The sequence below is a fragment of the Rhizobacter sp. AJA081-3 genome (assembly GCF_017795745.1).
GTDB lineage: Bacteria > Pseudomonadota > Gammaproteobacteria > Burkholderiales > Burkholderiaceae_C > Piscinibacter.
The window spans coordinates 3,005,229-3,024,013 of sequence record NZ_CP059067.1 but is presented as its reverse complement, the minus strand read 5'-3'; the positions used below and the strand labels follow the sequence as shown (position 1 = coordinate 3,024,013).

General features: G+C 69.2%; 12 protein-coding genes. 6 read left to right on the top strand and 6 right to left on the bottom strand.

Annotated elements, in window-relative coordinates:
* Position 1: 1 nt before the first annotated feature.
* A complete protein-coding gene (locus HZ992_RS14285) occupies positions 2 to 1,171 on the top strand; it encodes an MFS transporter (RefSeq protein ID WP_245213037.1) in 1,170 nt (389 codons plus the stop codon).
* On the opposite strand, the gene HZ992_RS14280 is transcribed toward HZ992_RS14285, so the two are convergent.
* From HZ992_RS14280 to HZ992_RS14260, 5 genes are read right to left on the bottom strand one after another with little or no spacing between them, the layout of a single operon-like run.
* A complete protein-coding gene (locus tag HZ992_RS14280) occupies positions 1,161 to 1,844 on the bottom strand; it encodes a glutaredoxin family protein (RefSeq protein WP_245213035.1) in 684 nt (227 codons plus the stop codon). The two genes, HZ992_RS14285 and HZ992_RS14280, sit on opposite strands and share 11 nt — an antisense overlap.
* 37 nt (positions 1,845 to 1,881) lie before the next feature.
* Positions 1,882 to 3,957, bottom strand: coding sequence for a M3 family metallopeptidase (locus HZ992_RS14275; protein ID WP_209382507.1), 2,076 nt, complete (start codon positions 3,955 to 3,957; stop codon positions 1,882 to 1,884).
* A 3-nt stretch (positions 3,958 to 3,960) separates the two neighbouring features.
* Positions 3,961 to 4,821: a bifunctional methylenetetrahydrofolate dehydrogenase/methenyltetrahydrofolate cyclohydrolase FolD gene (gene folD, locus HZ992_RS14270; protein WP_209382506.1), complete on the bottom strand. Its 861-nt coding sequence runs from the start codon at positions 4,819 to 4,821 to the stop codon at positions 3,961 to 3,963.
* A gap of 59 nt (positions 4,822 to 4,880) precedes the next feature.
* On the bottom strand, positions 4,881 to 5,504 hold the full coding sequence (locus HZ992_RS14265; RefSeq protein ID WP_209382505.1) for a response regulator transcription factor: 624 nt from the start codon (positions 5,502 to 5,504) through the stop codon (positions 4,881 to 4,883).
* A 41-nt stretch (positions 5,505 to 5,545) separates the two neighbouring features.
* Positions 5,546 to 8,047 carry a PAS domain-containing sensor histidine kinase gene (locus HZ992_RS14260; RefSeq protein WP_209382504.1) on the bottom strand — a complete coding sequence of 834 codons (2,502 nt, stop codon included), beginning with the start codon at positions 8,045 to 8,047 and terminating at the stop codon, positions 5,546 to 5,548.
* Between the two features lie 179 nt (positions 8,048 to 8,226).
* Between HZ992_RS14260 and aceE the strand changes: the two genes are divergently transcribed.
* From aceE to lpdA, 3 genes are read left to right on the top strand one after another with little or no spacing between them, the layout of a single operon-like run.
* Complete coding sequence (aceE, locus tag HZ992_RS14255; protein ID WP_209382503.1) at positions 8,227 to 10,932, top strand: pyruvate dehydrogenase (acetyl-transferring), homodimeric type; 2,706 nt, start codon at positions 8,227 to 8,229, stop codon at positions 10,930 to 10,932.
* 21 nt (positions 10,933 to 10,953) lie between these two features.
* Positions 10,954 to 12,621, top strand: coding sequence for a dihydrolipoyllysine-residue acetyltransferase (gene aceF, locus HZ992_RS14250; RefSeq protein WP_209382502.1), 1,668 nt, complete (start codon positions 10,954 to 10,956; stop codon positions 12,619 to 12,621).
* A gap of 10 nt (positions 12,622 to 12,631) precedes the next feature.
* Positions 12,632 to 14,401, top strand: coding sequence for a dihydrolipoyl dehydrogenase (gene lpdA / locus HZ992_RS14245; protein WP_209382501.1), 1,770 nt, complete (start codon positions 12,632 to 12,634; stop codon positions 14,399 to 14,401).
* Positions 14,402 to 14,414: 13 nt separating this feature from the next.
* On the opposite strand, the gene HZ992_RS14240 is transcribed toward lpdA, so the two are convergent.
* Positions 14,415 to 15,884, bottom strand: coding sequence for a TolC family outer membrane protein (locus tag HZ992_RS14240; protein WP_209382500.1), 1,470 nt, complete (start codon positions 15,882 to 15,884; stop codon positions 14,415 to 14,417).
* Positions 15,885 to 16,214: 330 nt separating this feature from the next.
* On the opposite strand from HZ992_RS14240, the gene HZ992_RS14235 reads away from it, so the two are divergent.
* Together HZ992_RS14235 and HZ992_RS14230 are read left to right on the top strand one after the other, a co-directional pair.
* Entirely contained in the window at positions 16,215 to 16,838 is a 624-nt protein-coding gene (locus tag HZ992_RS14235; RefSeq protein WP_245213033.1) for a transglutaminase-like cysteine peptidase, read from the top strand.
* A gap of 16 nt (positions 16,839 to 16,854) precedes the next feature.
* On the top strand, positions 16,855 to 18,780 hold the full coding sequence (locus HZ992_RS14230) for an EAL domain-containing protein (protein WP_209382499.1): 1,926 nt from the start codon (positions 16,855 to 16,857) through the stop codon (positions 18,778 to 18,780).
* Positions 18,781 to 18,785: the final 5 nt, after the last annotated feature.

Here is an 18,785-nt window from a genome sequence, read left to right as displayed (position 1 = left end):
GGTGGATCGTGTCCTGGTCGCGCTGATCGTCGGCCAGATCTGCCTGCATTCCTGCATGGCCGGCGTGCGCATGGCCGCGCCGCTGCAGGCGCTGCGCGAGGGCCACGCGCCGTGGGTGGTGGGCGTGCTGATGGGGCTGTTCGCGGCGGCGCCGATCGTGCTGGCTTTGCAGGCCGGCCGGCTGGCCGACCGCCGCGGCTACCACCACCCGATGCGCATCGCCGTCGCGCTCACGGTGGCCGGCGCGGCGGTGGCGCTGGCGGTGACCTGGTGGCCGCAGTGGACCTTCGCCGCCATGTGTGTGGCCGCGATGCTGGTGGGCGCGGGCGCCAACGTCGGCCTGATCGCCATCCAGCGCACTGCCGGGCGCACCGCCACCGACCCGACCGCGCTCAAGCGCGTGTTCAGCTGGCTCGGGCTGGCGCCGGCGCTGGCCAACGTGGTCGGCCCGGTGCTGGCCGGGGCGCTGATCGACCTGGGCGGCTTTCGCGCCGCCTACGCCGTGCTGCTGGTGCTGCCGTTCGGCGCTCTGGCCTGGGCGCGACGCGTGCCGCGCGAGCCGCCGGCGCACCGCCCGGCCGACGCCGTGCGGCCGCGCGCCTGGGACCTGTTCCGCACGCCGGGGCTGCGCCGTTTGCTGGCGGTGAACTGGCTGCTCTCGTCGAGCTGGGACGTGCACGCCTTCCTGGTGCCGGTGATCGGCCATGAACGAGGCTTCTCGGCCTCCGCGATCGGCCTGATCCTCGGTGTGTTCGCGATCTCGGTCGCGGCGATCCGGCTGGCGATTCCGCTGATTGCGCAGCACCTGCGCGAAGGCCAGGTGCTGGCTGGCGCGATGCTCTGGGCGGCTGGCGTGTTCGCGCTCTATCCGTTCGCACAGGCGGCCTGGCTGATGGGCGTGCTGGCGGCGGCACTCGGCCTGGCGCTGGGCGCCGTGCAGCCGATGATCATGACCACCCTGCACCAGATCACGCCACCCGAGCGGCATGGCGAGGCGATCGCGCTGCGCTCGATGACGATCAACCTGTCGAGCGCGCTGATGCCGCTGCTTTTCGGTGCGCTGGGCGCGGCAGTGGGGGCTTCGACCCTGTTCTGGCTGATGGGCGCGGCGGTGGGCGCCGGCAGCGTGCCGGCCCGGCGCATCGCGCTGCCCGAACCGCTCAGAACCTGAACTTGCCCTCGGCCGGCGGTGCCGGTTCTGCCGGCGCAGCGGGGGCAGGAGCCTGTCGCGCGGGCGCCTCGCGGCGCTCGGTCAGCGGCGAGGGCGAGGCGAAGGCATAACCCGGCGGCAGCTTCGACTCGCGCGGGTAGCCGGCGGAATCGAGGTAGGAGTTCCAGGTGTCCGGCGACAGCCCTCGCAGTTGCTGCGATCCGATGGCCAGCACCGGTGCATCGCGGCCGCCGGTGAGCTTCTGGAAGGCGTCGCCGTCTTCGGCGCTGACGACCTGCCGCTCGGCATAGGGCACGCCACGCGTGCGAAGCAGGGCACGTGCGGAGTCGCAGGGCTCGCAGCTGCCGGCGATCGTGTACAGGGTCACCGGATAGCGGTTGACGGCCTGGCGGAGCTCGGCCGGCATCGCCGGTTCAGCTTCGACCGCCACGGCGCGGCTGTTCAACGGGCTGATCCGGCCTTCTCTGGAGGTTGGCGCCCGGTCGGTGTAGGTGACCTTGCCGTCCGGGCCGACGACCTTGTAAAGCGCCAGGCTCGGGCCGGCGGCGAGGCAGGCGGCCACGCAGACGGCGGCGCGCAGGCTCAGGCCGGATAGGCGGGACAGTGGACGCATCGTCGTGGTCATGGCGAACTCCGGCGCGCCGAAGGGCGGCGCGTCGGCAATGGTACCCATGCACGGGCCCGGCACAAGCGCGGGCGTCGGCAATTGCTCACGCCGCGGGCGTGTGACCGTCGTCGAGCCCCTGGTGTCGCAGCAGCGCGTCGATGCGCGGCTCGCGCCCCCGAAACGTCTTGAAACTCTCCATCGCGCTGCGGCTGCCGCCGGCCTCGAGCACGCTGCGCCGATAGCGCCGCCCGGTGGGCACGTCCAGCACGGAGCCGGAGCGCGCCGCTTCCTCGAAGGCGCTCCAGGCATCGGCCGACAGCACCTCGGCCCATTTGTAGCTGTAGTAGCCCGCCGCGTAGCCGCCGGCGAAGATGTGCGAGAAGCTGTTCAGGAAGCGGTTGAAGGTCGGCGTCGGCACCAGCGCGACCTCGGCGCGTACTTCAGCGGCGACCGCGTCGATGCGCGTCTCGTTGCCCGGCTCGGCGTGCAGCCGCATGTCGATCAGCGAGAACTCCACCTGGCGGAGCATCTGCAGCCCGCTGTGGAAGTTCTTCGCCGCCAGCATGCGCTCGAACAGGTCGCGCGGCAGCGGCTCGCCGCTGTCGACGTGAGCCGTCAGGCGCTGCAGTACCTCCCACTCCCAGCACAGGTTCTCCATGAACTGGCTGGGCAGCTCCACCGCGTCCCACTCGACGCCGGAGATGCCCGACACCCCCAGGTCGTCCACCTGGGTCAGCAGGTGGTGCAGCCCGTGGCCGAACTCGTGGAAGAGCGTCTGCACGTCGTCGTGCGTCAGCAGCGCGGGGTGGCCGTCCAGCGGCGGCGCGAAGTTGCACACCAGGTGCGCCACCGGCGTCTGCAGGCCGCTGCCCGGGCGCGCCCAGCGATCGCGCATGCCGTCCATCCAGGCGCCGGGGCGCTTGCCCGCACGGGCGTGCGGGTCGAGGTAGAACTGGCCGACCAGCTCCGGCGCGGCATCCCCCGCCGAAGGGCGCTCGATGCGATAGAAGCGCACGCTCGGGTGCCACACCGGCGCCTCGTCGGGACGGATGCGCACTTCGAACAGGGTCTCGATGATGCGGAACAGCCCGTCGAGCACGCGCTCCTGCACGAAGTACGGCTTTACCTCCTGGTCGCTGAAGGCATAGCGCTTCTCCTTGAGGCGCTCGCTGGCGAACGGCATGTCCCAGGCCTGCAGCTCGGGCAGGCCGAGCTCGTCGCGTGCGAAGGCGCGCAGCTCGGCCAGGTCGCGCTCGGCGCCGGGGCGGGCGCGGCGGGCCAGGTCGCGCAGGAAGTCGATCACCTGTTGCGGTGACTGCGCCATCTTCGGCACCAGCGAGACTTCCGCATAGCTCGTCTTGCCGAGCAGGCGCGCCTCTTCCTGGCGCAGTGCCAGCAGTTCGCGCATCAGCGGGCCGTTGTCGCGCTCTGCCGGGCCGAACTCGCTGGCGCGCGTCACGTAGGCGGTGTACAGCTTCTCGCGCAGCGCGCGGTTGCGCCCGTACTGCATCACCGGGAAGTAGCTCGGGAAGTGCAGCGTGAGCTTGCAGCCCTCGCGGCCATCGGCCTGCGCCGCGGCGTGCGCGGACTGGATCACGTCGTCGGGCACGCCATCGAGCTCGGCCGCGTCGACGTACAGCGCGTAGCCATCCGTGGCGTCGAGCACGTGCTCGGAGAAGCGCCGCGCGAGTTCGGCCTGCGCCTCCTGGATCTGCGCGAATCGCTGCTTCGCCTCGCCCTGCAGTTCGGCGCCGGAGAGCACGAAGTCGCGTACCGCGTTGGCCAGCGCCTTGTGACGCGCCGCGCTCAGCGACTGCGCGGCCGGCGCGGCGAGGATCGCCTTGTACTTGGCGAACAGGCGCTCGTCGGCGCCCATGCGCGTATGGAACTCGGTGATGCGCGGCAGGTTCTCGGTGTAGGCGGCGCGCAGCGCCGGCGTGTCGAGCACGGCGTTCAGGTGCCGCACCGCGCCCCAGGCGCGCGAGAGTCGTTCGGTGGCCACGTCGAGCACCGCCGACAGCGCGTCGTAGTCGGCCGGCACCTCGGCGCCGACGGCCTTCTCGAGCGCGGCATTCGCCTCGGTCAGCAGCGTGTCGACCGCCGGCGTGACGTGCTCGGCGCGGATGCGGTCGAAGCGCGGCAGGCCCTGCAGGTCGAGCAGCGGGTTGTCGGTGCTCATGGCTCAGGCCGGGTTGGCGGCCGCGTGCTCGGCGGCCTCGATCGTGTTGACCAGCAGCATGGCACGCGTCATCGGGCCCACGCCGCCGGGCACCGGCGTGATCCAGCCGGCGACGGCCGAGACGCCGTCGAAATCGACGTCACCACAGAGCTTGCCTTCGTCATTGCGGTTCATGCCGACGTCGATGATCACCGCACCGGGCTTGACCATGTCGGCGGTCAGGACGTTGCGCTTGCCCACCGCGGCGACCACGATGTCGGCCTGCCGCGTGTGGTGGGCCAGGTCGGGCGTGGCGCTGTGGCAGACAGTGACGGTGGCGTTCGCCTGCAGCAGCAGCATCGCCATCGGCTTGCCGACGATGTTGCTGCGGCCGATCACCACCGCGTGCTTGCCGCGCGGGTCGCAGCCGATCGATTCGAGCATCTTCATGCAGCCGTAGGGCGTGCAGGCCTTGAAGCCGGCGCGGCCGATCATCAGTGCGCCGGCGCTGGCGACGTGGAAGCCGTCCACGTCCTTCGCCGGCGAGATGGTCTCGATGACCTTGTTGGCGTCGATGTGGGCAGGCAGCGGCAGCTGCACCAGGATGCCGTGGATGCTCGGGTCGGCGTTGAGTTCGCGGATGCGCGCGAGCAGTTCGGCCTCGGGCAGTTCGGCCGGGTGGCGGTCGAGCACCGAGTGCATGCCCACGCTCTCGCAGTCGGCCACCTTGTGCTTCACGTAGACCTGCGAGGCCGGGTTGTGCCCGACCAGGATCACTGCCAGGCCGGGCCGATGCCCGCTCGCGGCCAGCGCGGCCACGCGCTGCGCCACTTCGTTGCGGATCTGCCGGGCCAGGGCGTTGCCGTCGATGATCTGGGCGGTCATGAAGGGTCCTTGAAAGCACAAAGGCCGCTTCGCAGCGGCCTCGGAGGGGGTGAAGCGGATCAGGCTTTCGCTTGGGCGCCGAGCGCGATCTTCAGCAGATCGGCCACCGTGTTGGCGTTGAGCTTTTCCATGATGTTGGCGCGGTGCGCCTCCACCGTCTTGATGCTGATGCCCAGGTCGTCGGCGATCTGCTTGTTCAGTCGGCCGGCGACGATGCGCTCGAGGACCTGCGCTTCGCGGGTGGTCAGGCGAGACAGCAGCGCGTCGCGGCTGGCGGCTTCCTGGTGCTGGCTGAAGGCGGCGCGCGCGCTGTCGAGCATGCGCTCGACCAGGCCGAGCAGCTCTTCTTCCTTGAAGGGCTTCTCGATGAAGTCCATCGCGCCCTTCTTCATCGTCGTCACGGCCATCGGCACGTCGCCGTGGCCGGTGATGAATACGATGGGCAGCGGGCTCTTGCGCTCCATCAGGCGATCCTGCAACTCGAGGCCGCTCATTCCGTCCATGCGGATGTCGGCGATCAGGCAGGCCACCTCGCGCGGATCGAAGCGCGACAGAAAGGACTCGGCCGAATCGAAGCACTTGACGCGGTAGTCCTTGCCCTCGAGCAGCCACTGCAGCGAGTCGCGCACGGCCTCGTCGTCGTCGACGACGTAGACGGTGCCCTTCTTGGGAATCAGGCTCATGGGACGGCGGTGGAGTGGGTGGTCGCGGCCTTGGCCGCGGTTCAGCTTTCGCTGCGCGAGATATCGACCGGCAGCGTGAACGAGAAACGGCAGCCCACGACGGAGTCGCCATTGTAGAGGTTCTGCGCCTTGATCCGGCCGCGGTGGCTCTCGATGATCGAGCGGCACAGCGACAGGCCGATGCCCAGGCCGTCGGTCTTGGTCGAGAAGAATGCCTCGTACATCCGGGCGATCACCTCTTCCTTGAGTCCGGGGCCCATGTCGGTCACCGTGAATTCGATCACACCCCCTTCCTCGGGGGTGTGCCGCGGCACCACGCGCAGCTCGATGTTGCGCCGCTTGGGCGGCAGCTGCGCGTTGTCGATCGCCTCGGCGGCGTTCTTCACCAGGTTGAGCACCACCTGTTCGATCAGGATCGGGTCGACCATCAACATCGGCAGGCGCTGCGCGACGTAGGTGGTGATCGCCACGTTGCGCCGGCGCAGCTCGATGCCGGCGAGGTCGATCGCGTCCTCGACGATGGCCTTGGCCTGTGCCGGCTGGCGCTGCGGCTCGCTGCGCTTCACGAACGCGCGGATGCGGTGGATGATCTGCCCGGCGCGCTGCGCCTGGCGCGCCGTCTTCTCCAGCGCTGCGATCAGGTCGTCCTTCGAGATGGCTTCGTTGCGCACCCGCGTGACCATGCCGTTGCAGTAGTTGGTGATGGCGGTCAAGGGCTGGTTCAGCTCGTGCGCCACCGACGAGGCCATCTCGCCCATGGTCACCAGCCGGCTCGTCACCTGGGCCTTCTCGGCCTGGTGGGCAGCCAGGTTCTCGGCATTGCGGCGCGCCGTGATGTCGGTGGCGATGAGCATCTGCGCCAGGCGGCCGTCGGTCCACTGCAGGTAGCGCGTGCGCACGTCGAACCACTTGCGCAGCGGCTCGATGAGCACCTCGCGCGAATCGGAGCCGGCCTCGGTGAGCTCGGTGGTGGGCAGGCCGCCGAGCGACTCGATGGTGTCGCCGAACTCGCTGTTCGCGAAGGGCGATGGCTCGCCACCGGCCAGCAATGCATGGCCACGCGCGTCGGCGCCGAACCACAGCCGGTAGGAGCGATTGGCGAACAGCAGTTCCGACTGCTGCACCGACAGCACCGATACCGCGGCGTCCAGTCCTTCGAGCACCGTGGTGAAACGCTCGTGCGAGGCGGACAGCTGGTCGCGGATGCGCTTGGCCTCGGTGATGTTGGTCATCGAGGTCATCCAGCCGGTCTGCTGGCCCTTCGGGTCGATCAGCGGCGACACGTACATGCGCGAGTCGAACACCGAGCCCTCCTTGCGCATCACCTTCACCTCGATGCCGCCGGCCGGGCTGCGGCCCTGAAGTTCCTGCTGCAGCAGGCGGTTGTTCTCCTCGAAGCGATCGGGCGGCCAGTACGGGAAGGGCGGGCGCCGGCCGATCAGCTCGGATTCGAGGAAGCCGGTCATCGCACAGAACGCCGGGTTCACGTAGGTGATGCGGCCTTCCATGTCCATGGCCCGCATGCCGGTGAGCATGGAGTTCTCCATCGCGCGCCGGAAGTTCGTCTCCGACACCAGCGCACTCTGCATCTGCACGCGCCGGCGCATGTGGCGCCAAGTGCCCAGCAGCATCCACACCGTCAGCACCGACAGTGCGGCGACCATCCAGAACAGCGTGTTGCCGATCAGGCCGATCGAGGTGCGGTAGCCCTGGCCGCGCAGGAACAGGCCGTTGCCGGCCGGTGCGACCGGAACGTCGTGCACGATCTGCGCGCGCCGCGAGGTGACGCCGGGCATGGCGCTGACGGTGCTGGCCAGGGTGCGGTCGTTGGCGTCCAGCAGCGCGATGGCATGGCGGTTCGACACCTCTGCCGGCACGAAGTAGCGCACCAGGCTCTCGACCGAGTATTCAGCCACCAGCGAGCCGGCGAACGCTGCCCGGTCGATCAGCGGCACGTGGATCTGGAAGACCGCGTTGCCGTTGCGGTCGTTGAAGGGTCGCGAGTACACCGGCTGGCGCAGCTCGCGCGCCGCATCGAAGGCGCTCTCGGGCTCGGCGGGGCGCTGCGTGCCGGCGGGCTCGACGAGCGCGCCGGTCTCGGCCTGGAAGGTGGTGGCCGAGTAACTCGCGCGCCGCGCGCGATTGGCACCGATCCACACCAGGCTGGTGATCTCCGGCCGCTCGCGCGTGAACGACGCCGCCTGGCCGAGGAACTCCTCCTGGTCGATGCTGCGCGTGCCGATCTCGCGCGCGATGCGCACGAGCTGCTCCTGGTTCTCGATCAGGCGCAGGCGGATCTGCTGCTGGGCGATCTCGGTGTCGCGCTTCACCGAGGCCTGCTCACGCTCCAGTTCCTCATTGCGCAGGTACCAGAAGGCCGTGATGATCGCCGCGAGGAACAGCAGCACCGACACCAGCGGGCCGAGCGTGGCGTAGCGGTCCTGGCGCGCGGGCGACTGGCGGCGCCACCAGCGCCCGAACAAGCGCTGCGGCCAGCCTTTCGCGGTTCTCGCGGGGGCCGCGACGTCATGGACGGGTTGCATCTGCGCATTATCGACGTGCAGCCTGTTCAGGCCGGTTCGCCGGCGACTGTGGCCCCTTCGCCGAGGGCCCTGAAAGCACTGTGCATTTCGCATAGCAAAACGCAATCGCACTATTTGAAAATTGATTCGTGTTGTGCGACACTCGCGGCCATCCGAAAAACCACCCCCTGGAGACAAGCATGTCAGCAGTGCCTGATTCGTTCCTCGGTGCGGCCGCCAACGATGCGGACGCGCAGGAAACCCGCGAGTGGCTCGACGCCTTGTCGGCCGTCATCGGCACGGAAGGCGGCGAGCGCGCCCACTTCCTGCTCGAGCAACTGATCGACCATGCGCGCCAGGCCGGCATCGACGTGCCGTTCTCGGCCAACACCGCCTACGTCAACACCATCCCGGCCGACCAGGAAGAGCGCTCGCCCGGCAACATCGAGATCGAAGAGCGCTTGCGCACCTACATGCGCTGGAACGCGATGGCGATGGTGGTCAAGGCGAACCGACTGCACCCGGCCGATGGCGGCGACCTCGGCGGCCACATCTCCAGCTTCGCCTCGCTGGCGACGATGTTCGGCACCGGCTTCAACCACTTCTGGCACGCCGAGAGCGAAGGCCACGGCGGTGACCTGCTCTACATCCAGGGCCACAGCTCGCCCGGCGTCTACGCGCGCGCCTACATGGAAGGCCGGCTGACCGAGGAACAGCTGCTCAACTTCCGCCAGGAGGTCGACGGCAAGGGCATCTCGAGCTACCCGCACCCCAAGCTGATGCCGGAGTTCTGGCAGTTCCCGACCGTGTCCATGGGCCTGGGCCCGCTGATGGCGATCTACCAGGCGCGCTTCCTGAAGTACCTTCACGCTCGCGGCATCGCCGATACCGCCAACCGCAAGGTCTGGGTGTTCTGCGGCGACGGCGAGATGGACGAGCCCGAGTCGCTCGGCGCCATCGGCCTGGCCGCGCGCGAGAAGCTCGACAACCTGGTGTTCGTCATCAACTGCAACCTGCAGCGCCTGGACGGCCCGGTGCGCGGCAACGGCAAGATCGTCCAGGAACTCGAGAGCGAGTTCCGCGGTTCCGGCTGGAACGTCATCAAGCTGCTGTGGGGCAGCTACTGGGATCCGCTGCTCGCGCGCGACAAGGACGGCATCCTGCGCAAGGTGATGATGGACGTGGTCGACGGCGACTACCAGGCCATGAAGGCCAACGACGGCGCCTTCGTGCGCAAGAACTTCTTCGGCCGCCACCCCAAGCTGCTGGAAATGGTCGCCAAGATGAGCGACGAAGACATCTGGCGCCTGCAGCGCGGCGGCCACGATCCGCAGAAGGTCTATGCGGCCTTCCACCGCGCCAACAGCCACAAGGGCCAGCCGACCGTCATGCTGATCAAGACGGTCAAGGGCTTCGGCATGGGCAAGAGCGGCGAGGGCAAGAACACCGCGCACCAGACCAAGAAGCTGATCGACGAGGACGTGCGCGCCTTCCGCGACCGTTTCAACATGCCGATCCCGGACGACCAGCTGGCCGACATCCCGTTCTACAAGCCGGCCGACGACACGCCGGAGATGCGCTACCTGCACGAGCGCCGCAAGGCGCTGGGCGGCTACCTGCCGCACCGCCGTACCAAGGCCGACGAGCAGTTCACCATTCCCGCGCTCGACACCTTCAAGGCCGTGCTCGAGCCCACCGCCGAGGGCCGCGAGATCAGCACCACGCAGGCCTACGTGCGCTTCCTGACGCAGTTGCTGCGCGACCAGGCGCTGGGCCCGCGTGTCGTGCCCATCCTCGTCGACGAGGCGCGCACCTTCGGCATGGAAGGCCTGTTCCGCCAGATCGGCATCTACAACCCCGCGGGGCAGCAGTACACGCCGGTCGACAAGGACCAGGTCATGTACTACCGCGAAGACAAGGCCGGCCAGATCCTGCAGGAAGGCATCAACGAGGCCGGTGGCATGGGTTCGTGGATCGCCGCGGCCACGTCGTACTCGACGAACAACCGCATCATGGTGCCGTTCTACGTCTACTACTCGATGTTCGGCTTCCAGCGCATCGGCGACATGGCCTGGGCGGCGGGTGACATGCAGGCACGCGGCTTCCTGCTCGGCGGCACCTCGGGCCGCACGACGCTCAATGGCGAAGGCCTGCAGCACGAGGACGGCCACAGCCACATCCTCGCGGGCACGATCCCGAACTGCATCTGCTACGACCCGACCTTCGCGCACGAAGTCGGCGTGATCCTGCACCACGGCCTCAAGCGCATGGTGGAGAAGCAGGACAACGTCTTCTACTACCTCACGCTGCTCAACGAGAACTACCCGATGCCGGGCCTGAAGGCCGGCACCGAGGAGCAGATCATCAAGGGCATGTACCTGCTCGAAGAGGGCAAGAAGAAGACGCCCCGCGTCAACCTGCTGGGCAGCGGCACCATCCTGCGCGAGTCGCAGGCGGCGAAGGAACTGCTCGAGAAGGACTGGGGCGTGGCCGCCAACGTGTGGAGCTGCCCGAGCTTCAACGAGCTGGCGCGCGACGGCCAGGATGCCGAGCGCTGGAACCTGCTGCACCCCACCGACAAGCCTCGCGTCCCATTCGTCACGCAGCAGCTCGAGCCCCACGCCGGCCCGGTGGTGGCGTCGACCGACTACATGAAGAACTTCGCCGAGCAGATCCGCGCCTACATCCCCAAGGGCCGGACCTACAAGGTGCTGGGCACCGACGGTTTCGGCCGCAGCGACTTCCGCAGCAAGCTGCGCGAGCACTTCGAGATCAACCGCCACTACATCGTCGTCGCCGCGCTGAAGGCGCTCGCCGACGAGGGCAGCGTGCCGGCGGCCAAGGTCGCCGAGGCGATCAAGAAGTACGGCATCAACACCGAGAAGATCAACCCGCTGTACGCATAAGAACGAATACGGAGACACGCCATGGCATTGGTGGAAGTGAAAGTCCCGGACATCGGTGACTTCAAGGACGTCGAGATCATCGAACTGCTGGTCAAGCCCGGCGACACGGTGAAGGCAGAACAGAGCCTGCTGACCGTCGAGTCGGACAAGGCCTCGATGGAGATCCCGTCGTCGCATGCGGGGGTCGTCAAGGAGATGAAGGTCAAGCTGGGCGACAAGGTCAGCGAAGGCACGCTGGTGCTCGTGATCGAGGCTGAAGGTGCTGCAGCTGCTGCGCCGGCAGCCCCGGCCGCAGCGCCTGCGGCGGCACCCACCGCTGTGCCGGCCGCAGCCGCGCCCGTGGCGGCGGCGCCCGCCGCCAGCACAGGCCCGGTCGAGGTGCTGGTGCCCGACATCGGCGACTTCGACGAGGTCGCGGTCATCGAGGTGTTCGTCAAGCCCGGCGACACGATCAAGGTCGAGCAGAGCCTGATCACCGTCGAGAGCGACAAGGCCTCGATGGAGATCCCCTCGTCACACGCCGGCGTGGTGAAGGAAGTGCGCGTCAAGCTCGGCGACAAGGTCCGCAAGGGCAGCGTGGTGGCGGTCGTCGAGGCCAGCGGCGGAGCCGCTGTGCCGGCCTCGCCGGCCGCGGTAGCCGCCGCTGCGGCCGCCGCCGCGCCCGTGGCCGCAACCGCCAGCGCTCCGGCCGCCATCCGCAGCTCGCCCACCGCGGCCCTGGCGATGCACGAGCCGACGGCGCCAGGGCGCGCGTTGCCGCACGCCTCACCCACGATCCGCCGGCTGGCACGCGAACTCGGCGTGCCGCTCGACGAAGTGAAGGGCAGCGGCCCCAAGGGCCGCATCACGCAGGAAGACGTGCAGGGCTTCGTCAAGGGCGTGATGGCCGGTGCGGTGCAGACGCAGGCGCAGAAGGCCAAGGCGCCGGCTGCGGCGGCTGCCGGTGGCGGTGCCTTCCCCGGCCTGCTGCCCTGGCCGCAGGTCGACTTCAGCAAGTTCGGCCCCATCGAGCGCAAGGACCTCTCGCGCATCAAGAAGATCAGCGGTGCCAACCTGCACCGCAACTGGGTGGTGATCCCGCACGTCACCAACCACGACGATGCCGACATCACCGAGCTCGAGGCTTTCCGCGTCCAGCTCAACAAGGAGAACGAGAAGAGCGGCATCAAGGTCACGATGCTCGCCTTCCTGATCAAGGCCTCGGTGGCGGCGCTGAAGAAGTTCCCCGAGTTCAACGCCTCGCTCGAGGGCGAGCAACTGGTGCTCAAGCAGTACTTCCACATCGGCTTCGCGGCCGATACGCCGAACGGCCTGATGGTCCCGGTGATCAAGGACGCCGACAAGAAGGGCATCTTCCAGATCTCCCAGGAGATGGGCGAACTGGCCAAGAAGGCGCGCGACGGCAAGCTCAGCCCTGCGGAGATGAGCGGCGGCTGCTTCTCGATCTCGTCGCTGGGCGGCATCGGCGGGCGCTACTTCACGCCGATCATCAACGCGCCGGAGGTCTCGATCCTCGGCGTGTGCAAGAGCAGCACCGAGCCGCGCTGGGACGGCAAGGCCTTCGTGCCGAGGTTGATCCTGCCGCTGTCGCTGAGCTGGGACCACCGCGTCATCGACGGCGCGGCGGCCGCGCGCTTCAACGCCTACCTCGGTCAGATCCTGGCGGACTTCCGCCGGGTGCTGCTGTAAGGAGCCCGCGATGGCGATCATCGACATCAAGGTTCCGGACATCGGCGACTTCAAGGACGTCGCGATCATCGAGCTGCTCGTCAAGCCGGGCGACACCGTCAAGGCCGAGCAGTCGCTCATCACCGTCGAGAGCGACAAGGCCTCGATGGAGATCCCGTCCTCGCATGCCGGCGTGGTCAAGGAGCTGAAGGTCAAGCTCGGCGACAGCGTCAACGAAGGCACGGTGATCCTCACGCTCGACGCGGCGGGAGCCGCGGCTGCGGCCCCGGCATCAGAGCCGGCTGCCGCACCTGCCGCGGCCGCACCCGCGCCGGCTGCTGCGGCAGCGCCCGCGCCCGTCGCCGCCTCGTACGCCGGCGGTGCCGACCTCGAGTGCGACATGCTCGTGCTCGGCGCCGGCCCCGGTGGCTACTCCGCCGCCTTCCGCGCCGCCGACCTGGGCCTGAAGACAGTGCTCGTCGAGCGTTTCCCGACGCTCGGCGGCGTCTGCCTGAACGTCGGCTGCATCCCGTCCAAGGCGCTGCTGCACGTGGCCGCGGTGATGGACGAGGTCAAGCACTTCGAGGCGCTCGGCGTGAGCTTCGCCGAGCCGGTCGTCGACCTGGCCAAGCTGAAGTCGCACAAGGAAAAGGTCATCGGCAAGCTGACCGGCGGCCTCGCCGCGATGGCCAAGATGCGCAAGGTCACGGTGGTTCAGGGCACGGGCGAGTTCGCCGACCCGTTCCACCTGAAGGTCGTGCTGACGAAAGACGGCAGCACGCAGACCATCAAGTTCAAGCAGGCCATCATCGCTGCCGGCTCCGAGGCGGTGAAGCTGCCCTTCCTGCCGAAGGACGACCCGCGCATCGTCACCAGCACCGGCGCGCTCGAACTGCGCCAGCGACCGAAGAAGATGCTCGTCATCGGCGGCGGCATCATCGGCCTGGAGATGGGCACGGTGTACTCCACGCTGGGCGCCAAGCTCGACGTGGTCGAGATGCTCGACGGCCTGATGCAGGGCGCCGACCGCGACCTCGTCAAGGTCTGGCAGAAGCTGAACGCGCCGCGCTTCGACAAGCTGATGCTCAAGACCAAGACGGTCGGGGCCGAGGCCACGAAGGACGGCATCCGCGTCATGTTCGAGGGCCTGGACGGCACGAAGAGCGAAGGTGTCTACGACCTCGTGCTGCAGGCGGTGGGGCGCACGCCCAACGGCAAGAAGATCGGCGCCGAGAAGGCCGGCGTGATCGTCGGCGATCGCGGCTTCATCCCGGTGAACGTGCAGATGCGCACCAACGTGCCGCACATCTTCGCCATCGGCGACATCGTCGGCCAGCCGATGCTGGCGCACAAGGCGGTGCACGAGGCGCATGTGGCGGCCGAAGTGGCCGCTGGCCACAAAGCGGAGTTCGACGCCCGCGTGATCCCGAGCGTGGCCTACACCGACCCCGAGGTGGCCTGGGTCGGCGTCACCGAAGACGAAGCGAAAGCCAAGGGCATGAAGGTCAAGAAGGGCCTGTTCCCCTGGACGGCCTCGGGCCGCGCCATCGCCAACGGCCGCGACGAAGGCTTCACCAAGCTGCTGTTCGACGAGGAGACACACCGCATCGTCGGCGGCGGCATCGTCGGCACGCATGCCGGCGACATGATCGGCGAGGTGGCCCTGGCCATCGAGATGGGTGCCGACGCGGTGGACATCGGCAAGACCATCCACCCGCACCCGACGCTGGGCGAGAGCATCGGCCTGGCGGCCGAGGCCTTCGAGGGCGCCTGCACCGACTTGCCGCCGGTGAAACGATAGACCCGGGAGCGGCTCAGCGCTTCGGCGCCGAGCCGGCCGGTGCCGGCGCGTTGGCCTTCATGCTCTCGGCGCGTGCGTCGAGTGCCGCGCGGTCCGTGGGGCTGAGCTCGCCCACGACCACCGGGCAGCGTGCCGGCGCGTCGCCGTCGGCGGCCCAGCCGACCGCTTCGTCGGCGAGCTTGTCGGTGCGCGCGATGCCCAGCTGCGTGCCGAGCTGGTTCATCGCGGCGTGCGTGCGGGCATAGGCCAGTGCGAGGTCGTGCTCGGCGTTGGCGTAGGCACGGCGCGCGGTGTAGACCTCGTTCTCGGCGTTGAGCAGATCCAGCAGGCTGCGCTGGCCGATGTCGAACTGCTGGCGGTAGGCGTCGCGCGCCTTCTCGATGGCCAGCGTGTTGCGCTCGAGGTAGACGAGCTGCTCGGTGAGCTTGCGCGTGTCGTTGTAGGCGATGGCCGCCACCTGGCGCGTCTCGCGGCAGGTGCGGTCGCGCAGGTCGGCGGCCTGGTTCATCAGGCCGACCTGCTGGCGCACGCGCGCCTGGTCGGAGCCGCCGTTGTAGAGGTTCCAGTTCAGCACGATCTCGGCGGCGCTGTTGCGCGTCTGATCCTGGATGCCGTCGACGTTGCGGCCGGCGCTGCTGCGCACGCGCGCCTCGACGCGCGGCTGGTAGGCGGCTTCGCGGGCCTGTGCCTGGGCGCGTGCGGCGCGCAGGTTCTCGATGCTGGCGCTGATCGCCGCGCTGCCCTTCAGCGAATTCGCCATCGCCTCGCCGGGGCTGGCCGGCACGCCCTGCTTGAGCAGGCTCAACGTGTTGAGCTGCGTCGGCGGCAGCTCGCCGACGATGCGCTGGTAGCGCACCGTCACGTCGTGCAGGTTGGCCTGCTCGGTGGCGAGGTTCGACTCGGCCAGCGCGACGCGTGCGCCGGCCTGCTCGAGATCGACGCCGCGGCCCACGCCGGCCTTGTAGCGCGACTGGATCTGCAGGAAGGCGTAGCGGTGCTGCACGTAGTTGTCTTCGGCCAGCCGGACGAGGCGGCGGAAGCGCTGCACGTCGAAGTGCGCGCGTGCGGCCTCGAGCACAGTCTGCTCGGTGGTTTCGAGCAGCTCGAAGTAGCGCGCCAGCCGGTCGTGCGACAGGCGGGTGACTTCGCCGCGGGTGCCCAGGCCGTCCCACAGCAGCTGCGTGAGGCTCAGGCCGACAGCGCTGCGCGTGAGCGACTGCGATTCGGTGGGCAGGCGGCCGTTGATGCGGTCGTTGTCCTTGCCGACGCTGGCGTTCAGGTCCACTCGGGGCAGGAAGCCGCCGCGTGCCACGTCGACAGCATCGGTGGCGGAGCGGAAGGCGTTGAAGCGGGCCGTGACCTCGGGGTTGCCGCTGACGGCCTTCTCGGCCGCGGCACGCAGCGTGTCGGTGGTCTGGGCAGCAGCATGGCCAGCCGCCAGCAGCGTGATGGCTGCGCAGATTGCCCTGGTCTTCAAATGCATGTTCTTCCTGCTACGACGGAGGCACCGCAATGGCGCGGCACAAGCCCTGGCGAGTGTAGTGAGGGCTGACGCCCGGCCACTCAGCAGTGACGTAATGCACGAAGTTTTTCACGGCTGAACGTCACGAGGCAGCGTGTTTGCAACAGATTGCGAACAGAAGCGCGCGTCGGCCCGGGCCTATGGCCTCAAGCTGACCATCGAACGGACGAGAACAGGTCGTCCATGCGTCTTTCCATGCTGCCGCTGCCGATGGCTCCTGCTTGCCTTGCTGGCGCGCCTCGGCGCGGCCGGTCGGCGGCATGGGCGCGCGCGGCTGCCGCGCTCGTGGCCGTGGCACTCGCGCTGACCGGTTCGCTCGGCCAGGCCTGGGACCAGGACCGCATGCGGCAGGCCGCGCAGCGGATCGGCCCGCGAGCCGTGGCTTCGGTGAGCGCCCTGCAGCCTTTGCTGGCCGGTGCCGCAGCCCTGGACGAGCTCAGCCTGCTCGCCGCGGTGAACGACTTCTTCAACCGCCGGGTCGTCTTCACCGACGACACCACCGCCTGGGGCAGCGATGATCACTGGTCCAGCCCGCTGGAGACGCTCCAGAAGGGCCAGGGCGACTGCGAGGACTATGCGATCGCCAAGTACTTCAGCCTGATGGCCGCGGGCGTGCCGGTGGCCAGGCTCCGGCTGATCTACGTGCGTGCGACCATCGGTGGCCCGGGCGGGGCGGTGCAGGCGCACATGGTGCTGGCCTACTACGCGCAGCCCGGCGGTGAACCGTTGATCCTCGACAACCTGATCGGCGAAGTCCGGCCGGCGTCGCGGCGCCCCGACCTCACGCCGGTGTTCAGCTTCAACAGCGAAGGCCTGTGGCAGGGCGCAGTGGGCGCAGCCGCGGGCGACCCGACCGTGCGCCTGTCGCGTTGGCGCGAAGTCCTTGCGAAGGCGCGCGCGGAAGGGTTCCAATGAGTCTCGGGAGGAAAACATGTCCTTGATCGGCCAGATCTGGCTCAAGCTGTTCCTGGTGCTGGTGCTGGCATTCCTGGGCAGCGTGGCGGTGCACACCGATGCGATGCGCGAGACGCTGCAGACGCAGTTGCGCCTGAAGAACAGCGACAACGCCACGGCGCTGGCGCTGGTGCTGTCGCAGCAGAAGGGCGATGCGGCGTTGATGGAGCTGGCGATGTCGGCGCAATTCGACACCGGCTTCTACCGGCGCATCCGCTTCGTGGCTGCCGACGGCACGCAGCGTTTCCAGCGCGAGGCGGCGCCTGCGCCGCTGGACGCGCCGGGCTGGTTCGAGCGCCTGCTGCCGATCGAGGCCGTGCCCGGCGTGGCGCAGGTGTCCGACGGCTGGCGGGCGCTCGGCCGCATCGAGGTGCTCAGCCACGACACCTTCGCGCACGACGAGCTCTGGCATGCCGTGAAGCGCGCCGCCGCGGCAATGGCGATCGTCGGCCTGCTCGCGGCCTTGGCCGGCGCGTTGATCGTCAACCGCATCCGCCGGCCGCTGGAGCTGACCGTCGAGCAGGCGCGTTCGCTGGAGCGCGGCGAGTACGTCACCGTCGTCGAACCTTCGGCGCCCGAGCTTCGGCGCCTGGTGCGTGCGATGAACTCGATGGTCGCGCGATTGAAGATGGTGTTCGAAGGCCAGGCGACGCAGGTCGAGACGCTGCGCCGGCAGGCCAATTGCGACCCGCTCACCGGCCTGGCCAGCCGAAACCACTTCATGGGCCAGCTCGCCACGGTACTGATGCGCGAGGACGGCGCCGCCGAAGGCGGGCTGGTGCTGCTTCGCGTGCTCGACCTGGCCGAACTCAACCGCTCGCTTGGCCACGATGTCGTCGACCGGATGCTCGGCGCGATCGCTCAGGCGCTGCAGGCCTACACGGAGCGGGTGAAGGGCTGCTTCGTCGGCCGCCTCAACGGCTCGGACTTCGCGATGTGCCTGCCCGTGGGGGGCGTGTCGGAGGAAACTGCCCGGGCCCTCACCGAAGGCCTGCGCGCCGTGCTGCCGGCCTTCGGCAAGAGCGCGGCCGTGGCCGCCGGTGCCGTCGAACTCGCGCACGGCGTGCCGATGGCGCAGCTGATGAGCGAAGCCGACATGGCACTGGCGCGCGCCGAGGCGCAGGGGGCCTTCGCCGTCGAGACCGCTGGCGGGGCCGGCAGTGCGTTGGTCAAGCTGGGTGAAGGCAGCTGGCGGCGCCGGCTCCACGAGGCACTGGCCGACGGCCGCATCGCGCTGGTGGCGTTCCCGGTGCGCGATGTCGGCGGCCGGGTGATGCACCTTGAGTGCCCGCTGCGTGTGCAGCTGGACCTGGACGGCAGCTTCGAACCGGCGGCACGCTGGCTGCCGCTGGCCGTGCGCGCCCGGCTGACCGCCGCGCTGGACGAGCGTGCGCTGGCCCTGGCGCTGAGTGCGATCGACGACGATGGCCAGCCGCGCGCGGTGAACCTGGCGATCGGCTCGCTGGCCGACAGCGGATTCGCCTCGCGGCTGCGTGCGCAGCTCCTGCAGTCGCCGCGTGCGGCTCGCCAAGTCTGGCTGGAGGTGCCGGAGGCGGCCGCGGCCGACCACTTCGAGCTGGTGCGCGAGCTCGGTCGGCAGCTGCGACCCACCGGTGCGCGCCTCGGCCTCGAGCATGCCGGCGAGCGCCTGGGCCGCATCGAGCGCCTGTTCGAGCTGGGGCTGGACTACGTCAAGATCGACGCCGCCATCAGCCACGGCCTGAGCCGCGACGGCACTCGCGCCGGCTTCGTCACCGGGCTGGTGGCGATGCTGCACAGCCTGTCGCTGCAGGTGGTGGCGGAGGGCGTGAACGACGCGGCCGACGCCGCCGCCCTGTGGCAGTGCGGCGTCGACGGGCAGACCGGCCCTTGGGTCAGCGCGCAGGCCGACGCGGCGGACTGAACGAG